This is a genomic window from Leisingera sp. McT4-56, assembly GCF_020514995.1.
Lineage (GTDB): Bacteria > Pseudomonadota > Alphaproteobacteria > Rhodobacterales > Rhodobacteraceae > Leisingera > Leisingera aquaemixtae_A.
In genome coordinates this window covers 139808-158685 of sequence record NZ_JAJALF010000006.1, presented here as the reverse complement: position 1 = coordinate 158685, position 18878 = coordinate 139808, and the positions used below count along the sequence as shown (strand labels likewise).

Genomic DNA, 18878 nt, shown 5'->3' with positions numbered 1-18878 from the left:
AACGAAGAGAATGGGAAAACACGCATGACCAATATCCGTATCCGCAAGGCCGAAGGCACCTGGACTGTCCGCTCCGGCGGCGCCGTATTGGGGGAAACCGCCAATGCACTGGAGCTGTCGGAGGGCGATCTGGATCCGGTCATCTATTTCCCGCGCGACGACATCGCGATGGCGTTCCTGGACCGCACCAGCAAGACCACCCATTGCCCGCACAAGGGCGACGCCAGCTATTTCTCGATCGCCAACAAATCCTCGGTGACCGAAAACGCCGCCTGGAGCTATGAGGACCCGAAGGAGGACGTGGCGGAGATCAAGGGCCACCTGGCCTTTGTGCTGAGCGACTCGGTCAAGGTTGAGCAGGTCTGAGCCATTCATCTGGCAGCGGCCAGGGCGCAGCCCGGCCGCGCGGGCCTAGCACGCGGATGGTTTAATTTATCCGGAGAGCAGATGCACCGGCGCCCTGGCGCCGGTGTTTTCCATTGCAGCCTGACGTTGCCGCCTGTTCATCTGCCGGCGCCGCCAGCCAGCGGCACAGGCGCGGGCCTGCCGCCTATGCGGCGGGGTCCGGTGTCATGTGCTGCGGATCAGGATCGGGAACCGGCCTCTAGGCGAGCACCGCCCGGCTGAGGTTCAGCCTGGCTTCCTCCAGCGCGTCGCCGGCGCCCAGAATATCCGTTTCACGCGCGCATTGGATCGCGTAATTGATCACCGCTTCCAGTGCCGCCCGTTCGTTTTCCCGCTCGTCCGCCTTGGTTTTCGCACCAGCCTCTTCTGGGCCGGTTTCGAAGTTTCGCATTTTGTTGCCTGCCGTGTGAGTGTGCATTGCGATATTTCACCTGCAATGTTCAGCAAGACATTGTCGCAGGGCAATGCACAGATTAATTAATCCTTAACCTGTAGCGGAAATCTCACAGCTACGGGGAAAACCTTGGGAAGTTTCCCCTAAACCCGCGCGGGTTCTTATTGCAGCAGCCGCAACCGCCCGGCCCGGCCTATCTGTGCTCTTCCGCGGCGGTGGCCGCCAAGGCGCGGTTGTAGGCCTTCAGCGCGTCCACATGGTACAGCGCGCCGATCACCTCCTCCTTGCCATCCTCCACCAGGTGCACCGGCAAATAGGGGATTTCGGCACGGTCGAAAACCGGCATCGCCGCCTCCAGCGAGGCGGAGGCGCGGATGCACAGCCCCTGCTCCACCAGCGCCTGGCAGTCCTCCAGCGAAGCGCAGCGGCTGTCGCCCATCGGCCGCATCACCGCCCCGGCGCGCAGCATTGACAGTAGGTAGGCCTGCGGACCGGCGGCGCAATGGATGTCGCGCCGCTCCAGCTGGGTAAGGAAGAAGGACCGGTCGACCAGCCGCGAGGCCAGCGCGGTGGACATGGAAACCGACACCATCACCGCCAGGCCGATCTGCCAGTCGCCGGTCAGCTCGAACACGATCAGTGTGGTGGAGATCGGCGCGCCAAGAACCGCTGCCGCAACCGCCCCCATGCCGGCAAAGGCATAAAGCGTGTGGGTGCCGGACACATCCGGCAGCACCGAGGTCGCAATGAGGCCGAAGGCCAGACCGGTCAGCGCCCCGATCATCAGCGACGGCGAGAACACCCCGCCGCCCATGCGCCCGCCCATGGTGATGGCCACCGCCGCGGTCTTCACCACCGTGAAGACCACCGCCTGCCCCAAGAGCAGCCCGCCGGTCAGCGCCAGCACCGTGGTCTCGTAGCCGACGCCGATGATATGCGGGAACCACACCGCGATCACCCCCAGCATGGCACCCGACACCGCCGGGCGCAGCCAGCGCGGCAGGCACAGGCGCTGCTGCACCGCGTTGCCGACCTTCTCGGCAAAGAAGATCGAGCGCATCTGCGCCACCGCCACCAGGCCGCAGATCAGGCCAAGGATCAGAAAGGCCGGCAGCTCCACATAAAACTGCAGCGCACCGGGGGTGTTGAGGGTGAATTCGGTGACGTCGCCGTATTCCAGCCGGTTGATCACGGTGCCCGCGACCGAGGCCACCACGATCGGTGCAAAGGCGTTGACAGAGAAATGCCGCAGCACCACCTCCATCGCAAACAGCGCCCCGGCAATCGGCGCGTTGAAACTGGCCGAGACCGCCGCCGCCACCGCGCAGCCCAAGAGGTCGCGCCCGGTGACACCGTCGGCGTTGATCCGGTTGCTGACCCAGCTGGCAATCACCCCCGCCAGGTGCACCACCGGCCCTTCGCGGCCGGTGGATCCGCCGGTGGACAGGGTGATGAAGGACGACAGCGCCGAGGCCAGCCCTGCCTTGTGCTCGACCCGCCCGTCATGCAGCGCGGCGCCCTCGATCACATCGGCAACCGAGCGCACCCGCCCGTCCGGGGTGAACCGGTCCAGGATGATGCCCACCACCAGCCCGCCGCCCGCAGCAATAGCCACCAGCGTGTACCAGGGCAGCCCCTGGGCAAAGGAATGCAGGTAGTCCAGATCCGGCGCGCCATAGACCCAGGCCTGCAGCGCGGTGATCCCCTTGCGGAAGAACAGCGCCGCAAAGCCCGCGGCAATGCCGATCAGCAGCGCGATCAGCCAGAACTGGAACTGGCTGGGGCCGCGGTTGCGCAGCACCCGCCAGATATCCTTCAGGCCAGCCAGCATTTGCATCAGATGGGCGATGAGGGCGGATCGGATTTCTTCTGCCATATGCTGCAAGCGGGCCTTTTGTTTTCAATGGCCTACAATTGCCGCAAGCCGGTTAAGGAACCCTCACCCGCCGTCCTGCCGGGACAGGTTATCCGGCCAGCAAAGCACGGGCCGCGGCGCGGGCCTCCTCTGTGATGGTATCGCCTGAGACCATGCGGGCAAGCTCATCCACCCGCTCGGCCTCGGCCAGCGGCACCACCTGCGACAGTGTCATGCCGTCGACCACCTGCTTGCGCACCTGCCAGTGATGGCCGCCAAGCGCCGCCACCTGCGGCGAGTGGGTCACCACCAGCACCTGGCCGCCGCTGGCAAGGCTGCGCAGGCGCCGCCCCACCGCATCCGCGGTGGCGCCGCCGACGCCGCGGTCGATCTCGTCGAAAATCAGCGTCTTGCTGGCGTCGTCGCCGCGCAGGCAGACTTTGAGCGCCAGCAGGAACCGGCTCAGCTCGCCGCCGGAGGCGATCTTGTTCAGCGCCCCTGCGGGCGCGCCCGGGTTGGTGGCAACGGTGAAGGCCACCGTGTCGGTGCCCTCCGGCCCCGGCTCGGCGGCGCTGATGCGGGTCTCGAACACCGCCCGTTCCATCTTGAGCGGCGCCAGTTCCGCCATCACCGCCTGATCCAGTGCCGCGGCGCTTTCGCGGCGGGCGGCGCTCAGCTGCTCTGCTGCTTGCGCATAGGCGGCCTCTGCCGCCTTCAGCGCAGCCTCCTGGTCCGCCAGATCCTGGTCGCCCGCATCCAGCGCGGCCAGCTTGGCGCGCAGGGTTTCGGCGTAGCCGCCCAGTTCGTCGGCGGCCACCCCGTGCTTGCGCGCCAGGGCGCGGATCGCAAACAGGCGCTCCTCGCAGTCCTCCAGCTCGCCGGGATTGAAGTCCAGCGCCCCCAGCACCCGTTCAACGCCGTCCTGGGCATCGCCCAGCTCGATCATCGCCCGCGACAATGCCGCCAGCGGCTCATCCAGGCCGGTCTCGTCCTCGCGGCCTGCGACGCCCTCCAGCCAGCGCTGCGCCTCGCCCATGGCACTCTCGGCGCCTTCGCTCAGCAGCGCGTGGGCGCGGGCGATGTCGCCGCGGATGCGCTCGGCCGCCTGCATCTGGCGGCGGCGGGTGTCCAGCGCCTCGTCCTCGCCCGGCTGCGGGTCCAGCTTGTCCAGCTCGGCAACCGCATGGCGCAGGAACTCCTCCTCGGCCCGCACCGCGTCCAGCGCCGCGCGGGTGGCCGCCACTGTCTTGCGGGCCTTGGCCGCATCGCTCCATGCGCTGCGCACCGCCCCCAGCAGCGACTGCACCCCGGCATACTGATCCAGCAGCGCCATGTGGCCGCGCGGGTTCAAGAGCCCGCGGTCGTCGTGCTGCCCGTGCAGCTCCACCAGCGTCTCCGACAGCGCCCGCAGCACCTCGCCCGAGCAGCGCCGGTCATTGACCCAGGCGGTCTTGCGCCCCTCCGCCGTGTTCACCCGGCGCAGGATCAGGCTGTCGCCGCCCGGCAGGCCGGCCTCTTCCAGGATCGCATGGGCGGGATGGCCCTGGCCCAGGTCGAACTCCGCCAGCACCTCGCCCTGGGAGGCGCCCTGGCGCACCAGTTCGGCACGGCCGCGCCAGCCCAGCACAAAGCCCAGGCTGTCCAGCAGAATGGATTTGCCTGCCCCGGTCTCGCCAGTCAGCACATTCAGCCCGGGCTGAAAATTCAGCTCCAGGTGATCAATGATCAGGATATCCCGGATCTCAAGCGCGCGCAGCATTGCCCCGCCCCATTGCCGCAGCGGCCGTTACAGCCACTGCCCTTTCAGCGTCTGACGGTAAATCTGGCTCAGCCAGTTGTTGCCGCGGTCCTTGGGCTTGAGCCCGTTTGCCCCCAGCAGGCGGTAGCTGTCCTCGTACCATTCGGTGGACTGGAAGTTGTGGCCCAGAATGGCGGCGGCGGTCTGCGCCTCCGCTGTCAGGCCCAGCGACAGATAGGACTCGACCAGCCGGTGCAGCGCCTCCGCGGTGTGGCTGGTGGTCTGGAAATCCTCCACCACCACCCGGAAGCGGTTGATCGCAGAGGTGTAATGGCCCCGGCGCAGGTAATAGCGGCCGATCTCCATTTCCTTGCCCGCCAGGTGGTCAAAGGCCAGGTCGAACTTCAGGATCGCGGAATTGGCGTATTCGCTGTCCGGATAGACCTCGATCACGGTGCGCAGCGCCTGCAGCGCCTGGAAGGTCAGGCCCTGGTCGCGGCCCACCTCATCGATCTGGTCGTAATAGCTCAGCGCCAGCAGATACTGGGCATAGGCCGCATCTTCATCCGCCGGATAGAAGTCAATGAACCGCTGCGCAGCGGCGCGGCTGTTCTCGTAATCCTTGCTGGTGTGATGGGCAAAGGCCTGCATGATCACCGCCTGCTTGGCCCATTCGGAATAGGGATACAGGCGTTCGATCTCGGAGAAGTAATAGGCCGCATCCTTGGCCCGGCGGTTGGCCAGCTCGAACTCGCCGCGCTCATAGATGTGCTCCGGTGAGAAGGCCTCCAGCGACTCGCCCCGCTTGACCGCGCCGCCGTCTCCGCCGCAGCCCGCAAGGGCCGCCATCAGAAGGACCGCGCCGAGGGTTTTGGCTCCTGCCCTGATGCCGTTCATAATGCCTCACCTCACCGTCGTTGCCTTACGGGTGTCCGCCCCGGTTAGGCCGTCTCTAGCATATTCAAATGGCGCGCAAAACGCCTTTCGCTATTTCCGCGTTCACATGGCATCGAAAGCCGCCGGCGGTCAAGGCTGCCCGGACGTGCCGGGCCGCTTCCGCGCGCCCGCCACAGGAAAAGACCCGGGACAATTGGGGTCCCGGGCCAGTCTGCCGCTCGTTCCTGGTTTTCTGCCTTATGCTACGCGGCGCTGTTCGGCCGGGATTTCCGACCAGATCAGCCCCTGCCCCGGCAGCCGTGCGGTCATCGCTGCATCGCAGGCGACGGCCCGGACCGCACCCGGCTCCGCAAACAGGGCCCGCAGCAAAGTGTTGGTCAGCGCGTGCCCCGCACGCTCCCCAACGTAGCGCCCCAAGACCGGCCCCCCAGCCAGCGCCAGGTCACCCAGCGCATCAAGCATCTTGTGGCGTACAGGCTCGTCCGAGTGGCGCAGGCCCGCACCGCTCTCGACCCGTTCCCCGTCAAACACAACGGCGTTCTCGCCGGGCACACCGCCCAGGGCCAAGCCGTTGGCCTGCATGGTTTCGACATCCGCCTGGCGGCAGAAGGTGCGGCTGTCGCACAGCTCGCGCGCAAAGCTGCCGTTGCGCATGTCCAGTTCCTTGCTCTGGCGGCCGATGGCGGCCTCGGCAAAGTCGATGTGGAATTCGATGGTCAGCCGGTCGCTGGGCAGCAGGGTGGCGCGGGCGCCGTCCTTCTCGACCGTCACCGGCTTCAGCACTTCATAGGCCACCACCGGCACGCCCAGGCTCTGCACGCCCTGGCTCATGATGCCGCGCACGAACGGGGCCGAGGAGCCGTCCAAAATCGGAACTTCCGGGCCGTCGATCTCGATCAGCGCGTTGTGCACGCCGCAGCCTGCCAGGGCCGCCATGATGTGTTCGACAGTGGAGACGCTGACGCCGGCCGCGTTGACCAGGCGGGTGCAGAGCGGGCTGCGCTCAACCAGATCCCAGCGTGCCGGAACCACGGTATTGCCCAAGGCGATATCGGTGCGCTTGAACACGATGCCATGCCCCGCCGGAGCCGGGATCAAGACCATGCGCGCAGGTTTGCCGGAGTGCAGTCCGACCCCTTCGAATGCCACCGATGCTTTGAGCGTATTCTGCACTTTGCGCCTCTTTCCACTATGTCCGGCCTCAGGGGGCCGTGTTGCGGACGAGAGTTAAGGTTTTGCAAAAATTCCTACAACTCAATCTTTGTAACGGTTTGAAACATGACCGTAACAGATAAGCAAAACACCGCTCAGAACCACTCAATACGCTGATAATAAAATGAAAAAAGCCGCCCGAAGGCGGCTTTTTCCTGTCGATATGTGATGTGTCAGTTGGCCTGGCGGCGCAGGAAAGCGGGGATTTCGATGCGTTCCTGGTCAGGATCCTGCTGCTGCTGCTGCACCGGTTGCGGCTGGGCTGCCGGCGCCTGCGCGTGCATTGCGGGCTGCTGGCGCACTGCCTGGGGCTGCTGCTTGCCCGCGGGCGCATCGGCGCTGCCGGTCATCCGGTGGATCAGCGAATTGAGGCCGAAACGGCGCTGGCCCTCGGGCTGCTGCTGGCCCTGCTGGGGCTGCTGGGATTGCTGCTGCGGGGCCTGGGCGGCAGGGGCAACCGGGCGCACCGGCTGCTGCTGAGGAGCCTGCGGCTGCTGCGCCCGCTGGGCGGCGGCCTGCAGGCGCTCCAGCGCTTGCGGCGACGGGGTGCCGGGGGCCGGCGCCTTGGGCGCGACAAAGGCGGCCTGCGGAGTTTCGCCGGCATCCGCCTGCGGGCGGAATTCCGGAACCTTCGGCTGGTAAGCAGGGGGCGGCAGGCCGTCGTCGTTCAGCTGCTCCACCTCTTCAAAGACCTCTTCCTCCTGTTCAGCAGCCTGCTGCACATTCATTTCCTCGAACAGGGAGGGCTCTTCCATAACCGGGGCAGGCTCGGCCGCGGCCGGCGCCGACGCGGCAACTGCCGGCTGCTCCACCGGGGTTTCCAGCTCCAGCGGCGCGGCGCGGTTTTCCTCGACGCTGACGGTCTGGCGCAGCGGCGCCGACATCGGGCGGCGCGGCACCGGGACTTCGGAGTTCACATCCACGGCGTCGATGCCGGTGGCAACGACCGACACCCGCATCCGGCCTTCCATGCCGGTGTCCAGGGTGGAGCCGACGATGATGTTGGCGTCCGGGTCCACTTCCTCGCGGATGCGGTTGGCGGCCTCGTCCAGCTCGAACAGGGTCAGGTCGTGGCTGCCGGTGATGTTGATCAGCACGCCGCGGGCACCCTTCAGGCTGATCTCGTCCAGCAGCGGGTTGGCAATCGCCTTCTCGGCGGCCTGCACCGCGCGGTCCTCGCCCTCGCCCTCGCCGGTGCCCATCATCGCCTTGCCCATCTCGTCCATCACCGCGCGGACGTCGGCAAAGTCGAGGTTGATCAGGCCGGGGCGGACCATCAGGTCGGTGACGCCCTTGACGCCCTGGTACAGCACGTCATCCGCCATCGAGAACGCCTCGGTGAAGGTGGTCTTCTCGTTGGCCAGGCGGAACAGGTTCTGGTTCGGGATGATGATCAGGGTGTCGACCACCTTTTGCAGGCTTTCAACGCCCGCTTCGGCCTGACGCATCCGCTTCAGGCCCTCGAACTGGAACGGCTTGGTGACAACGCCGACGGTCAGCACGCCGAGCTCACGGGCCGCCTGCGCGATGATCGGCGCCGCACCGGTGCCGGTGCCGCCGCCCATGCCGGCAGTGATGAAGCACATATGCGCGCCCGCCAGGTGATCGACGATCTGTTCAATGCTTTCCTCAGCCGCGGCAGAGCCCACCTGCGGGCGGGCGCCTGCGCCCAGGCCTTCGGTGACTTTCACGCCCAGCTGGATGCGGCTCTTGGCCGAGCTCTGCTGCAGCGCCTGCGCGTCGGTATTGGCCACGACGAATTCGACGCCGTCCAGTTCCTTGGCGATCATGTTGTTCACGGCATTGCCGCCGGCGCCGCCGACACCGAACACGGTGATCTTCGGCTTCAACTCTTCATTCCCGGGCATCGAAAGGTTCAACGTCATGCTCATACCGCCTGTGTTACCTGCCCTTCCCGCAAAGGGCTTATTCCTGTCCTATTCACCATAATCTTACCGCGGAGAGGGTGTTTCGTCATCCCAAAAAGCGCGACGAGCCACAAAATAAGGCCTCATTCTAAGGCTAAAACCGCGGTATTTCGCCGTCCCTAGCAGATATTGCGGATCAAGCACAAGCCACACACAACAAAACCTCTCCGGCCGCAAAATGCTTTGCAGAGGAGGTCTGGTTCCGAAATTTGGCTGGCCACTGCCCGGCCTGCTGACTCGCCGCATTTTTGCGGACGTTAAGAACAACCTAACGGGTCATTAAGACGCTGTCACGCCCTCTTTGCCCGTTCCGGGTGAATTGATTTGCAGCCCTGCTCCCGGCTTTACCAGTTGTCCCGGAACCAGCGCACCGCGCGGCCCAGGGTGCCGGCCGGGTGGCGGCCTGCGGGCATCTCGAAGTCCCACCACTCATCCTGCGGGTGGGCGGCAAACAGGCACAGCCCGACAGCCGAGGCAAAGCCCGGCCCGGTCGCCGACTGCGGCAGGCCGTGGACGCGCAGCGGGCGGCCCAGGCGCACCTGCTGGCCGAGGATGCGGCTGGCCAGCCCGTCCAGCCCCATGATCTGACTGGAGCCGCCGGTCAGCACGATCTGCTGGCTGGGCAGGTATTCGAACCCGGCCGCATCCAGCCGTGCGCGCACCTCCTCCAGGATCTCCTCGACCCGCGGCCGCATGATGCCGATCAGCTCGGCCCGGCTGACGGTGCGGCGGTCGTGCTCCCAGTCGCCGGTGTCGCCGCCGATGTCGATGATCTCGCGGTCGTCGGCGCCGGTGGCGTGCACGCCGCCGTTGAAGGTCTTGATCCGCTCGGCGTTCGCCAGCGGCACCCCCAGCCCCATAGAGATGTCGCTGGTGATGTGGTCGCCGCCCAGCCGCACCGCGTCGGCATAGATCATGTGCTTCTTCATGAAGATCGAGATCGAGGTGGTGCCGCCGCCCATGTCGATGCAGGCGGCGCCCAGCTCCTGCTCATCCTCGACCAGCGCCGAGAAGCCGGAGGCATAGGCCGAGGACGCAATCCCCGCCAGCTCCAGGTCGCAGCGCTGGATGCAGCGCACCAGGTTTTGCACCGCAATCGCGTCCACCGTCAGCATGTGCATGTCGACCGCCAGCGTCTGGCCCATCTGGCCGCGCGGATCGCCCAGGCCGGAGCGGTTGTCGAGCGCGAAGTTCACCGGCTGCGCGTGCAGCACCTCGCGGCCCGCGCCGTATTCCGGCACCTCGCAGGAGGCCAGCACCTGCGCCACCTCATGCTCGGACACCACCTGCCCCTCAAGGTCCAGCTTGGCATCCAGCCCGTAAGAGCGCGGATTGGCGCCGGAGAAACAGGCGATCACATGGTCGACCCGCACCTCTGCCATCTTCTGCGCCGCCTGCACCGCGGTGCGGATCGCGCGCTCGGTCTCCTGCATGGCGGTGATCTCGCCGAACTGCACCCCGCGCGACCGCGTGGTGGCGGCGCCGATCACCCGGAACCCGGACTGCCCGGCCAGGGCCCCGATCGAGCCGTCCTCGCTGAGCCGCCCGGTGCCGTCGAACCGCAGCACCAGGCAGGCAATCTTGGAACTGCCCACGTCCAGGATCGCGACCACGCCGCGCTGCATCGCCTGGCGGCGCATCTGCCGCATCGCCCGCTGCGATTGATAGAGATCTGTCATGTTACTGCCCGCCCCCATTCAGCTGCCGGATCCGCCACCAGTTTTCCACTGAGTTTTCGGTCATCCGCACGGTCGGGCGCCCAGCCAGACGCACGTCCACCGCCGCAACATCGCGTTCCAGCAAATCCTGCACTTCGCTTACCGCCAGCACCCGCTCCAGCGCCCGCACCGGGTTCCCGGCCGGCAGCATGATGCGCTGCTTGCGGTCCAGAACCACGTCCCAGCGCCGCTCGCCGACCCGCACCAGTCCGCGCAGCCGCGGCCCCAGCGGCTTTGCCGCCGCAAACAGCCGCAGCGCCTCTGCGGCGTGCTTGGCCGCCCCCTTGCCTGCGATCAGCGGCAGGTCCGGATGCAGGCTGCGGCGGCCCAGCTCGGCCACGTGAATGCCGTTCTCATCCAGCAGCGCCAGCCCTTCGCGGCTGCGCCAGATCAGCGCTGGCTGGCGCTCCTCGACGTCCACCTGCAGGATGCCGCCGGGGCGGATCCTGACGCTGGCGGTCTTGACCGGGTCCAGCCCGGTGATCACGTCGCGGATCTGCTCCAGGTCCAGATCGAAGGAGCTGACCGGGAAATCCACCGGCACCACCTCGCGGATGTCCTGCGCCACACTGGTGCCGGCCCCGTCCACCGCCATCACATTGACCATGAATTCCGGGCGTTCCTGAATCGCGGCGCGGGCATCGTTGACCATCGCCTGCAGCGTGTCGCGGCGCCCCTCGTCGGCCAGATAGGCCGCGCCGGCCGCGAAGACCAGGCAGAACGGCACCCCGAAGCGCAGGCCGAAACGGATGCCCGGCGTCAGCATCCAGCGCTGCAGCCGGTATTTCAGCCGCGACGGCGCCGGGTCGCACCGCCCCTCCTCCGGCTTGCGGAACCAGCCCTTCAGCGGTTGCATGAGGCGTCCTCCACCATCCAGGCGCAGAGTTCGCCGAATGTCATGCCGCAATGGGCCGCCTGCTCCGGCGCCAGCGAGGTCGGCGTCATGCCGGGCTGGGTGTTGGTCTCCAGGAGCACCAGGCCGCTGGCGCCGCGCGCTTCATCCCAGCGGAAGTCGGTGCGGCTGACACCGCGGCAGCCAAGCGCGTCATGCGCCTTCAGCGCGTATTCCAGGCACAGGTCGAAGATTTCCCGCGGCACGTCTGCGGGCAGCACATGGCGCGAGCCGCCGGGCTTGTACTTGGCGTCGTAGTCATACCAGCCGTCGGTCAGGATATCGGTCACCGTCAGCGCCTTGTCCCCGACCACGGTGGTGGTCAGCTCACGCCCCGGCGCGTAGGTTTCCACCATCACCTCGGCGGGCATTTCCGGCGCCAGCTGCGGCGGGCCGTTGGCAGCCTCATGCACGATATAGATGCCGACGCTGGAGCCCTCGTTGTTGGGCTTAACCACATAGGGCGGCGCCATCACATGGCCGGCGCTCACGTCTTCCTTGGCAAACAGGCCGCTGTCCACAACCGGCAGCCCGGCAGAGCGGTAGACCTCCTTGGAGCGCTGCTTGTCCATTGCCAGCGCCGAGGCCAGCACACCGGAATGGGTATAGGGGATCTGCAGCCATTCCAGCACGCCCTGGACGCAGCCGTCCTCGCCCCAGCGCCCGTGCAGCGCGTTGAACACCACATCCGGCTTGATGTCCAACAGGCGCGCGTGCAGGTCCGCGCCTGCATCCACCTCAACAACCTCGAACCCCTCGCCGCGCAGCGCTGCCGCGCATTCACGGCCGCTGGACAGCGATACCTCGCGTTCGGCTGACGGTCCGCCCATCAGCACCGCGACTTTCGGGAGTGCCCTGCTCGACTTACTCACCACGAAGCGCCTCAATATACGCGGGGCTTTGCGCCCCTGTTTCTTGGGACCCGTTGCGGGCCGTTCTTATGTCTTTGCGCCGGAGCGTCCCGGCTGATGCCTGCGGGGCTGTGCGCCCCTGTAACCGGCAGTCCATTGCCGCCTCTTCCGCACCCTAGCGCCGAAAATCTTACCGGCACGTTAACGGGATCTTTACCACGGTTAAGATTGACCGCTCCCCAAGGGCCAGCTTTGGCAGCTGCCCGGCCCGTGCAGCGGGGATACCCCCTTAAAAACGCGCCGGTTTTTCAGTTATTCGGGAAGCGGATCACCAATCCGCATGATTTCCCACTCTAGCGTGATGCCGGAATCCTCGTAAACCTTTTTCCGCACATCTTCGCCCAGCCCCTCCAGATCTGCGGCAGTTGCGCCACCGGTGTTGATCAGGAAGTTGGAATGCTTCTCGCTCATCTGGGCGCCGCCGCGGCGGGCGCCGCGCATGCCGGCGTTGTCGATCACCTTCCAGGCCTTCAGGTCGTGCACGTCGTCGGCCCGGCCGGTGGAGGAGAACCCCGCCGGGTTGCGGAAGGTGGAACCGGCCGAACGGTCCCTGACCGGCTGGGTCTCATCGCGTTTCTGCAGCTGCGCTTCCATCCTTGCGTGCAGCTCCGCCGGGTCGCCCTTGGGTCCGCGCAGGGTGGCGGAGACCAGCACCGCACCCTCCGGCAAGGCGGTCTGGCGATACTGAAAGTCCAGTTCCTGCGCGGTAATCTCGCGGATCTCCCCCTGGCGGGTCACGATGGTCGCCGACACAAAGACATCCGCGGTGTAGCTGCCGTAGCAGCCCGCGTTCATCCGCACCGCCCCGCCGATGGAGCCGGGAATGGTGCGCAGAAAGGTGAGGTCGATGCCCGCATCCGCGGCTTTCTTGGCCACATGCGCGTCCAGCGCCGCCGCGCCCGCGGTAACGGTGCCGCCGTCCGCCTCAATGCCGTTGAAGCCCCGGCCCAGCCGGATCACCACCGCGCGCAGTCCGCCGTCGCGCACGATCAGGTTGGAGCCCACACCCATCGGGAACACCTGCACGTCCGGGTCCAGCTGGCGCAGGAAGTCCGCGAGGTCCTGAATGTCAGCGGGCTGGAAGAGATGCTCCGCCGGGCCGCCGACGCGCAGCCAGGTCAGCTCTGCAAGCGGTTTCTGCCGGGTAAGCCGCCCGCGCACCGCCGGAAGAATAATTTCACTCTGCGCCGCCATTTTCGTTTCCGTCCCATGTTCCAGCCTGCAAGCGAACATAGTCCGTAGACGAGGTGGCCGCCAAGATAAAGGGATAACAGGCCACGGCGGCCGGTCTCCGCCTCAAACAGCAGCCGCGCGGCCAGCCAGACAAGCGCCGTCAGCCAGACAAGGGCGCCAGCCGCCGCCGTGCCGCGCCGCTTTGCCCGCGCCAGAACGTAGAACGCGGCCAGCCAAACCATGCCGAAAACCAGCCAAATCGCCGAAACAGCAGCCAAAGGCAGCCTCCACCGCCAGCGGAAACGCGCCGGCGTCAAACGGGAACACGAGATATTCCCGTCTGATTATCAGGACGGCCGGAAGAAAAGGTTAAGCTTTTCCCAAGAGCGGCAGTTTTGCGGAGATTTACAGCCCGAGCGCACGTTTCAGCCAGCGCCCGAAATACAGCACCGGCCAGCGCAGCACCGACATCCCCGCCAGCAGCACCGCCAGCCCCCACCAGGGGCCGTTTTCATAAGTGACATAGCCCAAGAGCGGGATGCCCAGTGCAATCAGCACATAGGCACGCCGCCAGTGGTTGTCGCGGCTGGGGATCATCGCCAGGATATTGGCGGACAGCGCCCAGACGGCGGCAAGGGTCAGGGATAAGGTCACAGCAGCCCCCAAACGGCTATGGCGAGCGCTCCGGCAGACAAGACCGTTCCCAGCACGGGCACCGCCATTGGGATACGGAAACCGGCTTGCGGCGCACGCCTTTTTTCAATGATCAAAGCAAGGTTCACCAGAACAAATACTGACAGCAGTATTGCTGAGGTGACCCCTGCAAGCCTGGCTACAGGCACAAACAGCGCACAAAGAATGACCGCCGCCCCAACCAGCAATGTGGCCAGCACCGGCGTGCCAAACCGCGGGCTTGCCGTGTGAAACACCGCCAGCGCCGGCGTTCTCCGCCCTAGCCCGAAAAGCACGCGGGAAGCCATGACAATCTGCGCCAGCACCCCGTTCAAAGCCGCAAAAACCGCAATTGCGGACAGAAACTCTGCGTTACCGCCGCGCGCAGTCTGCCAGACTAATGCCAGCGGGCTTTCGGACGCTCCCAGCTGTGCCAGCGGCACCGTCCGCACGGCGGCCCAGGACACCAGCCCGTAGACAACCGATGTAATGGCCAGCGAAATCAGGATCGCCCGCGGCAGGGTCACCAGCGGGCGCTCGACCTCTTCGGCCATATTCACGATGTCCTCAAAGCCGATAAAAGCAAAGAAAGCCAGCACCGCCCCCAGGCCTATCCCGGTCAAGGCCACGGGTTCCGCGGCAATCCAGTCCTGCGCAGGGGCGCTGCCCGCCCCGGCCCAGACCACAAGCGCAAGCCCCAGCACCTCAACCGCCGTGAAAACCGCCGCCAGGGCCAGGCTCTCCAGCACCCCCAGCACTGCCACCGCCACCAGCGCCGCGCCCAGGCAGATCATCGCCAGCTCGCTTCCGACCGGCAGAACCTGCGTCAGATACCCAACCCCGCCGCGCAGGACCGCGCCTGCCGACACAGCGCCCGCCGCCGAGATAGCAAAGCCGACGATCACAGCCAGCGCTTGCGAGGACAGCCCCTGGCCGACAAAAGCGGCCTCGCCCGCTGCCTCCGGCAGCCGTGTTGAAAACTCGGCATAGCTCAGTGCCGTCGGTGCCGCGATTATTCCAGCAATCAGGAAGGAGACCGGCGCCCAAATGCCAGCATCGGCAGCAACCGCGCCAACCAGCACGTAGATGCCCGCGCCAACCATTACCCCGACGCCATAGGCCGTCAGCAGCCCCAGCCCTATTCGGCGCTTCAGCGGCGCATTCATATCCCGTCCCCCGTTCTGCTCCCGGCAAAACCACAAGCACCCGCCAATCCGGCGCAGGATATGGCCGCCGCTGGCAAAATCAACTCAGGAGCCGTTCAGGCAGGCCGTTGGCCCAGGTGCTGATGGTGCCGGCGCCCAGGCAGACCACCATGTCGCCGGGCCGCGCCTGCTCGCGCACCAGGCGTTCCAGGTCGTCCTCGCTCAGAATGGCGCGGGCGTGGCGGTGGCCGTGGCGGATCAGGCCCTCGACCAGATCATCGCGGCTGGCGCCTTCGATCGGCTCCTCGCCGGCGGCAAAGACCTCGGCAATCGCCACCACGTCGGCCTCGTTGAAGCAGGCGCAGAAGTCGTCGAACAGGTTCGACAGGCGCGAATAGCGGTGCGGCTGATGCACCGCGATCACCCGGCCCTCGCAGGCCTGGCGCGCCGCTTTCAGCACTGCGGCGATCTCCACCGGGTGGTGGCCGTAGTCGTCGATGATGGTGACGCCGTTCACTTCGCCCACCTTGGTGAACCGCCGGTTCACCCCGCCAAAGGCCGCCAGCGCCTCGCGGATCTCGGTGCTGTTCATGCCCAGGTGCCGCGCCACCGCAACCGCGGACAGCGCATTGGAGACATTATGGTCTCCCGGCATCGGCAGGGTGCAGCCCTCGATCACCCGGTCCTCGGCCTGCAGCACCACGTCGAAATGCGCCACGCCGGCCTTGTAGGTCAGGTTCACCGCCCGCACATCGGCCTGCGCGTTGAAGCCATAGGTCACCACCCGGCGGTCGGAAATCCGGCCCACCAGCGCCTGCACCTCGGGGTGGTCGGTGCAGCAGACGGCGATGCCGTAGAACGGGATGTTGGAGACAAATTCCAGGAAGCCGTCGCGCAGCGTGTCGAAATCGCCCCAGTGCTCCATATGCTCCGGGTCGATATTGGTCACCACGGCGATGGTTGCGGGCAGCCGGTTGAAGGAGCCGTCGCTCTCATCCGCCTCGACCACCATCCATTCGCCCTGCCCCATCCGCGCGTTCGAGCCATAGGCGTGAATGATGCCGCCGTTGACGATGGTCGGGTCGAAGCCGCCGGCCACCATCAGCTCTGCCATCATGGTGGTGGTGGTCGTCTTGCCGTGGGTGCCGGCGATGGCGACGTTGGACTTGAGCCGCATCAGCTCCGCCAGCATGTCGGCCCGGCGCACCACCGGCAGGCCGCGCAGGCGGGCCTCGTCCAGCTCCGGGTTGCCCGGCTTGATCGCCGAGGAGATCACCACAACCGCGGCCTCCTCCAGGTTCTCCGCCTTCTGGCCGGTGAAAACGCGCGCGCCCAGCTTCTCCAGCCGCTGGGTGATCTTGGAGGATTTCAGATCCGAGCCCTGCACCATGTACCCGAGGTTCAAGAGCACCTCGGCGATGCCCGACATGCCGATGCCCCCGATACCCACGAAATGGATCGGGCCGACATCACCGGGCAGTTTGGTTGCTGGGTTCATAACGTTTATCCTTCCTCGGCCAGTTGCTCCACCAGTGCCGCCAGTCGTTCGGCGGCATCGGGAACCCCGGCGCTCAGTGCGGCGGTTGCCATCTGCGCGGCAGCCTGCGGGTTACTCAGAATTGCGCCCATATGCTCTGCCAGCACCGGGATATCAAGGGCGCTTTCCGGGATCATCACGGCGGCATTGGCGTCAACCAGCCCGCGGGCGTTGGCGGTCTGGTGGTCGCCTGCGGCGGCGGCAAAGGGGATCAGGATCGACGGCCGCCCGATGATCGAGATGTCGGCGACCGAGGACGCGCCCGAGCGCGAGATCACCAGCTGCGCCTCCGACATGCGGGCGGGCACATCGGTGAAGAAGGTCTGCACATCGGCATTTATGCCGTGCTCGGCGTAGAAGGCACTGACCCGCGCCAAGTCCTCTTCGCGCGCCTGATGCGAGACGCGCAGGTGCCTGCGGATGCCCTCCGGCAGCGCCGCCACCGCGGCAGGCACCACATCGCTGAGGATCCGCGCGCCCTGGCTGCCGCCCATGACCAGCAGTGACATCGGGTAATCCCCCGGCGGGATATAGCCGGCGCCTGCCCGCTCCTTCACCGCGCTGCGCACCGGGTTGCCGACATGCTCATGCGGCACGCCGTCCGGCAGCGTGGTGGGCCAGGTGCCGCAGGCGACGCCCGCCACGCGGGTGGCAAAGACCTGGTTCACCCGCCCCAGGACGCCGTTCTGCTCATGGATCATCCGCGGCAGCTTCAGCAGCGTTGCCGCCCCCAGCGCCGGGATCGACGGGTAGCCGCCAAAGCCGATCACCGCATCCGGCCGGTCGCGGCGCATCTGCATTGCCATCGACAGCACGCCGCCGGCAATCTTCGGACCCACCAGCGCCTTGGCCAGCAGCCCGCCGCGGGCAAAGGTGGCGGAGGACACCTGCGAAATTTCAACCGCGCTCGGAAACGACGCGGTATAGCGCGCGCCGCGCGCATCCGTCGACAGCTTCACCCGCCAGCCGCGCGCCAGCATCATCTCGGCCAGCGCCTGTGCAGGAAACATATGGCCGCCGGTTCCGCCGGCAGCCATCAAAAGCATTTTCTGTGCCATCGCAGCTGGTCTCTTTCCCAAATCTCGTCAGCGGCCGCGGCCGTTCAGGTAGTCGGCAATCCCGCCCTGCGGGCGCGTCCGGGTAAAGGCCAGGAGCATACCGACTGCGATGCCGGTGGCAATCAGCGAGGATCCGCCGTAGCTGACAAACGGCAAGGTCATGCCTTTGGCGGGCAAGAGCCGCACCGCAACCCCCATGTTGATCATCGCCTGCACGCCGAACATGCACACGAGGCCGGTGCCCGCGAGGCGGATGAAAGTATCGCGCTCGCGCATCAGCCGGAACAGCGAGCGGACCACGATGGAGGCGTAAAGCGCGATCAGCACCGCCACCAGCACCAGCCCGTATTCCTCTGCCGCAACGGCGACGATGAAATCGGTATGGGCATCCGGCAGCGACCATTTCACCTGCCCCTCGCCGACGCCGACCCCGAACAGCCCGCCCTCGCGGATCGCGTTGGTGGCATAGCCCAGCTGGGTGGTCGGATCGATGTCAGGGTTCAGAAAGCCGTCGATGCGGCGGGCAAAATGCTCGGAGCTGTTATAGGCAAACACGCCGCCCATAACGACCACCGCGGCCATGCAGACCAGCAGCAGCATCGGCGCGCCGGCCACGAAATACATCACCCCCCAGCCGAACAGGATCAGACTGGCCTGGCCGAAATCCGGCTGCAAAACCAGCATCATCACCACCATCATGCACAGCGCAAAGGACATCAGCGTGCCCGGCGGGCCATTGATCTGCTGGCTGGCGGCGATCATCCAGGCGGCCACCACGATGAAGCCCGGCTTCAGGAACTCCGAGGGCTGCAGCGAGGCAAAACCAAGCGAATACCAGCGCACCGCGCCCTTGCCGAAATCGGTGCCGAAAATCGGCAGGAAGGCCAGCGCGACAAAGGCCACGGCAAAGCCGACCACCGCCAGCCGCCGCACCAGCGTGGGCGACATCACCGAGGTCATCAGCATCGCGGCCAGCGCCGTCAGCCCGAACACCGCCTGGCGCTGCACATAGTGGAAATTGCCGAACCCGTTCCTCTCGGCCAGCGGCACCGAGGCCGCCAGCCCCAGCAGCAATCCGATCACGAACAGCATCAGGATGCAGGACATCGTCCATTTATCCAGCGTCCGCCACCACTTGGGAAGAATCGGCTCACCAGCCTGCACGGGAACCGCGCCATAGACCATCTCAGTCATGGGAATACCGCCACTATATGCCTCGTTCCGCCCCATTTTTCGGGGTCTCACAGAAACTGTAACGAAACGTGAGCCGCGGCGCCAGAAAAAGAACACAGTTCGGCGGAAAACCACCGCCCCGCGCTGAGGCGGTCTTGACAGCAAGAAGC

The 18878-nt window shown here is 66.3% G+C and carries 17 protein-coding genes; 1 reads left to right on the top strand and 16 read right to left on the bottom strand.

The genetic code is table 11. The features are described from left to right. The first annotated feature begins 24 nt into the window (after positions 1-24). Entirely contained in the window at positions 25-366 is a 342-nt protein-coding gene (locus LHL23_RS09800) for a DUF427 domain-containing protein (RefSeq protein ID WP_226429711.1), read from the top strand. A gap of 238 nt (positions 367-604) precedes the next feature. On the opposite strand, the gene LHL23_RS09795 is transcribed toward LHL23_RS09800, so the two are convergent. From LHL23_RS09795 to ftsW, 16 genes are all read right to left on the bottom strand, one after another. Then, positions 605-823, bottom strand: coding sequence for a hypothetical protein (locus LHL23_RS09795; protein ID WP_226429710.1), 219 nt, complete (start codon positions 821-823; stop codon positions 605-607). A 169-nt stretch (positions 824-992) separates the two neighbouring features. Then, the gene (locus LHL23_RS09790) at positions 993-2675 is read right to left on the bottom strand and encodes a chloride channel protein (RefSeq protein WP_222481112.1); all 1683 of its coding nucleotides are present in this window, start codon (positions 2673-2675) and stop codon (positions 993-995) included. An 88-nt stretch (positions 2676-2763) separates the two neighbouring features. After that, the gene (gene recN / locus LHL23_RS09785) at positions 2764-4413 is read right to left on the bottom strand and encodes a DNA repair protein RecN (RefSeq protein WP_226429709.1); all 1650 of its coding nucleotides are present in this window, start codon (positions 4411-4413) and stop codon (positions 2764-2766) included. A gap of 27 nt (positions 4414-4440) precedes the next feature. Beyond that, the gene (locus LHL23_RS09780) at positions 4441-5289 is read right to left on the bottom strand and encodes an outer membrane protein assembly factor BamD (RefSeq protein ID WP_222481107.1); all 849 of its coding nucleotides are present in this window, start codon (positions 5287-5289) and stop codon (positions 4441-4443) included. Positions 5290-5526: 237 nt separating this feature from the next. Further along, positions 5527-6462, bottom strand: a complete 936-nt coding sequence (gene lpxC, locus LHL23_RS09775; RefSeq protein ID WP_222481105.1) for a UDP-3-O-acyl-N-acetylglucosamine deacetylase — start codon at positions 6460-6462, stop codon at positions 5527-5529. Between the two features lie 212 nt (positions 6463-6674). Next, a complete protein-coding gene (ftsZ, locus tag LHL23_RS09770; protein ID WP_226429708.1) occupies positions 6675-8387 on the bottom strand; it encodes a cell division protein FtsZ in 1713 nt (570 codons plus the stop codon). 386 nt (positions 8388-8773) lie between these two features. Continuing rightward, the gene (gene ftsA, locus LHL23_RS09765; protein WP_226429707.1) at positions 8774-10108 is read right to left on the bottom strand and encodes a cell division protein FtsA; all 1335 of its coding nucleotides are present in this window, start codon (positions 10106-10108) and stop codon (positions 8774-8776) included. A gap of 1 nt (position 10109) precedes the next feature. Continuing rightward, complete coding sequence (locus LHL23_RS09760; RefSeq protein WP_222481098.1) at positions 10110-11003, bottom strand: cell division protein FtsQ/DivIB; 894 nt, start codon at positions 11001-11003, stop codon at positions 10110-10112. Beyond that, the gene (locus LHL23_RS09755; protein ID WP_409996781.1) at positions 10991-11869 is read right to left on the bottom strand and encodes a D-alanine--D-alanine ligase; all 879 of its coding nucleotides are present in this window, start codon (positions 11867-11869) and stop codon (positions 10991-10993) included. The genes LHL23_RS09760 and LHL23_RS09755 overlap by 13 nt, the downstream gene beginning before the upstream one ends. 333 nt (positions 11870-12202) lie before the next feature. After that, positions 12203-13144: a UDP-N-acetylmuramate dehydrogenase gene (gene murB, locus LHL23_RS09750; protein ID WP_226429706.1), complete on the bottom strand. Its 942-nt coding sequence runs from the start codon at positions 13142-13144 to the stop codon at positions 12203-12205. Then, positions 13069-13401 carry a hypothetical protein gene (locus LHL23_RS09745; protein ID WP_222481092.1) on the bottom strand — a complete coding sequence of 111 codons (333 nt, stop codon included), beginning with the start codon at positions 13399-13401 and terminating at the stop codon, positions 13069-13071. Before LHL23_RS09745 ends, murB begins: the two co-directional genes overlap by 76 nt. Positions 13402-13528: 127 nt before the next feature. Beyond that, positions 13529-13777 (bottom strand): DUF2484 family protein, encoded by a 249-nt coding sequence (locus LHL23_RS09740; RefSeq protein WP_222481090.1) that lies wholly within the window; start codon positions 13775-13777, stop codon positions 13529-13531. Then, complete coding sequence (locus LHL23_RS09735; RefSeq protein ID WP_226429705.1) at positions 13774-14961, bottom strand: APC family permease; 1188 nt, start codon at positions 14959-14961, stop codon at positions 13774-13776. Before LHL23_RS09735 ends, LHL23_RS09740 begins: the two co-directional genes overlap by 4 nt. A 79-nt stretch (positions 14962-15040) precedes the next feature. Next, complete coding sequence (gene murC / locus LHL23_RS09730) at positions 15041-16438, bottom strand: UDP-N-acetylmuramate--L-alanine ligase (RefSeq protein ID WP_222481087.1); 1398 nt, start codon at positions 16436-16438, stop codon at positions 15041-15043. A 5-nt stretch (positions 16439-16443) separates the two neighbouring features. Further along, a complete protein-coding gene (locus LHL23_RS09725) occupies positions 16444-17535 on the bottom strand; it encodes a UDP-N-acetylglucosamine--N-acetylmuramyl-(pentapeptide) pyrophosphoryl-undecaprenol N-acetylglucosamine transferase (protein ID WP_226429704.1) in 1092 nt (363 codons plus the stop codon). Between the two features lie 27 nt (positions 17536-17562). Beyond that, positions 17563-18729, bottom strand: a complete 1167-nt coding sequence (ftsW, locus tag LHL23_RS09720) for a putative lipid II flippase FtsW (protein ID WP_222481083.1) — start codon at positions 18727-18729, stop codon at positions 17563-17565. Positions 18730-18878: the final 149 nt, after the last annotated feature.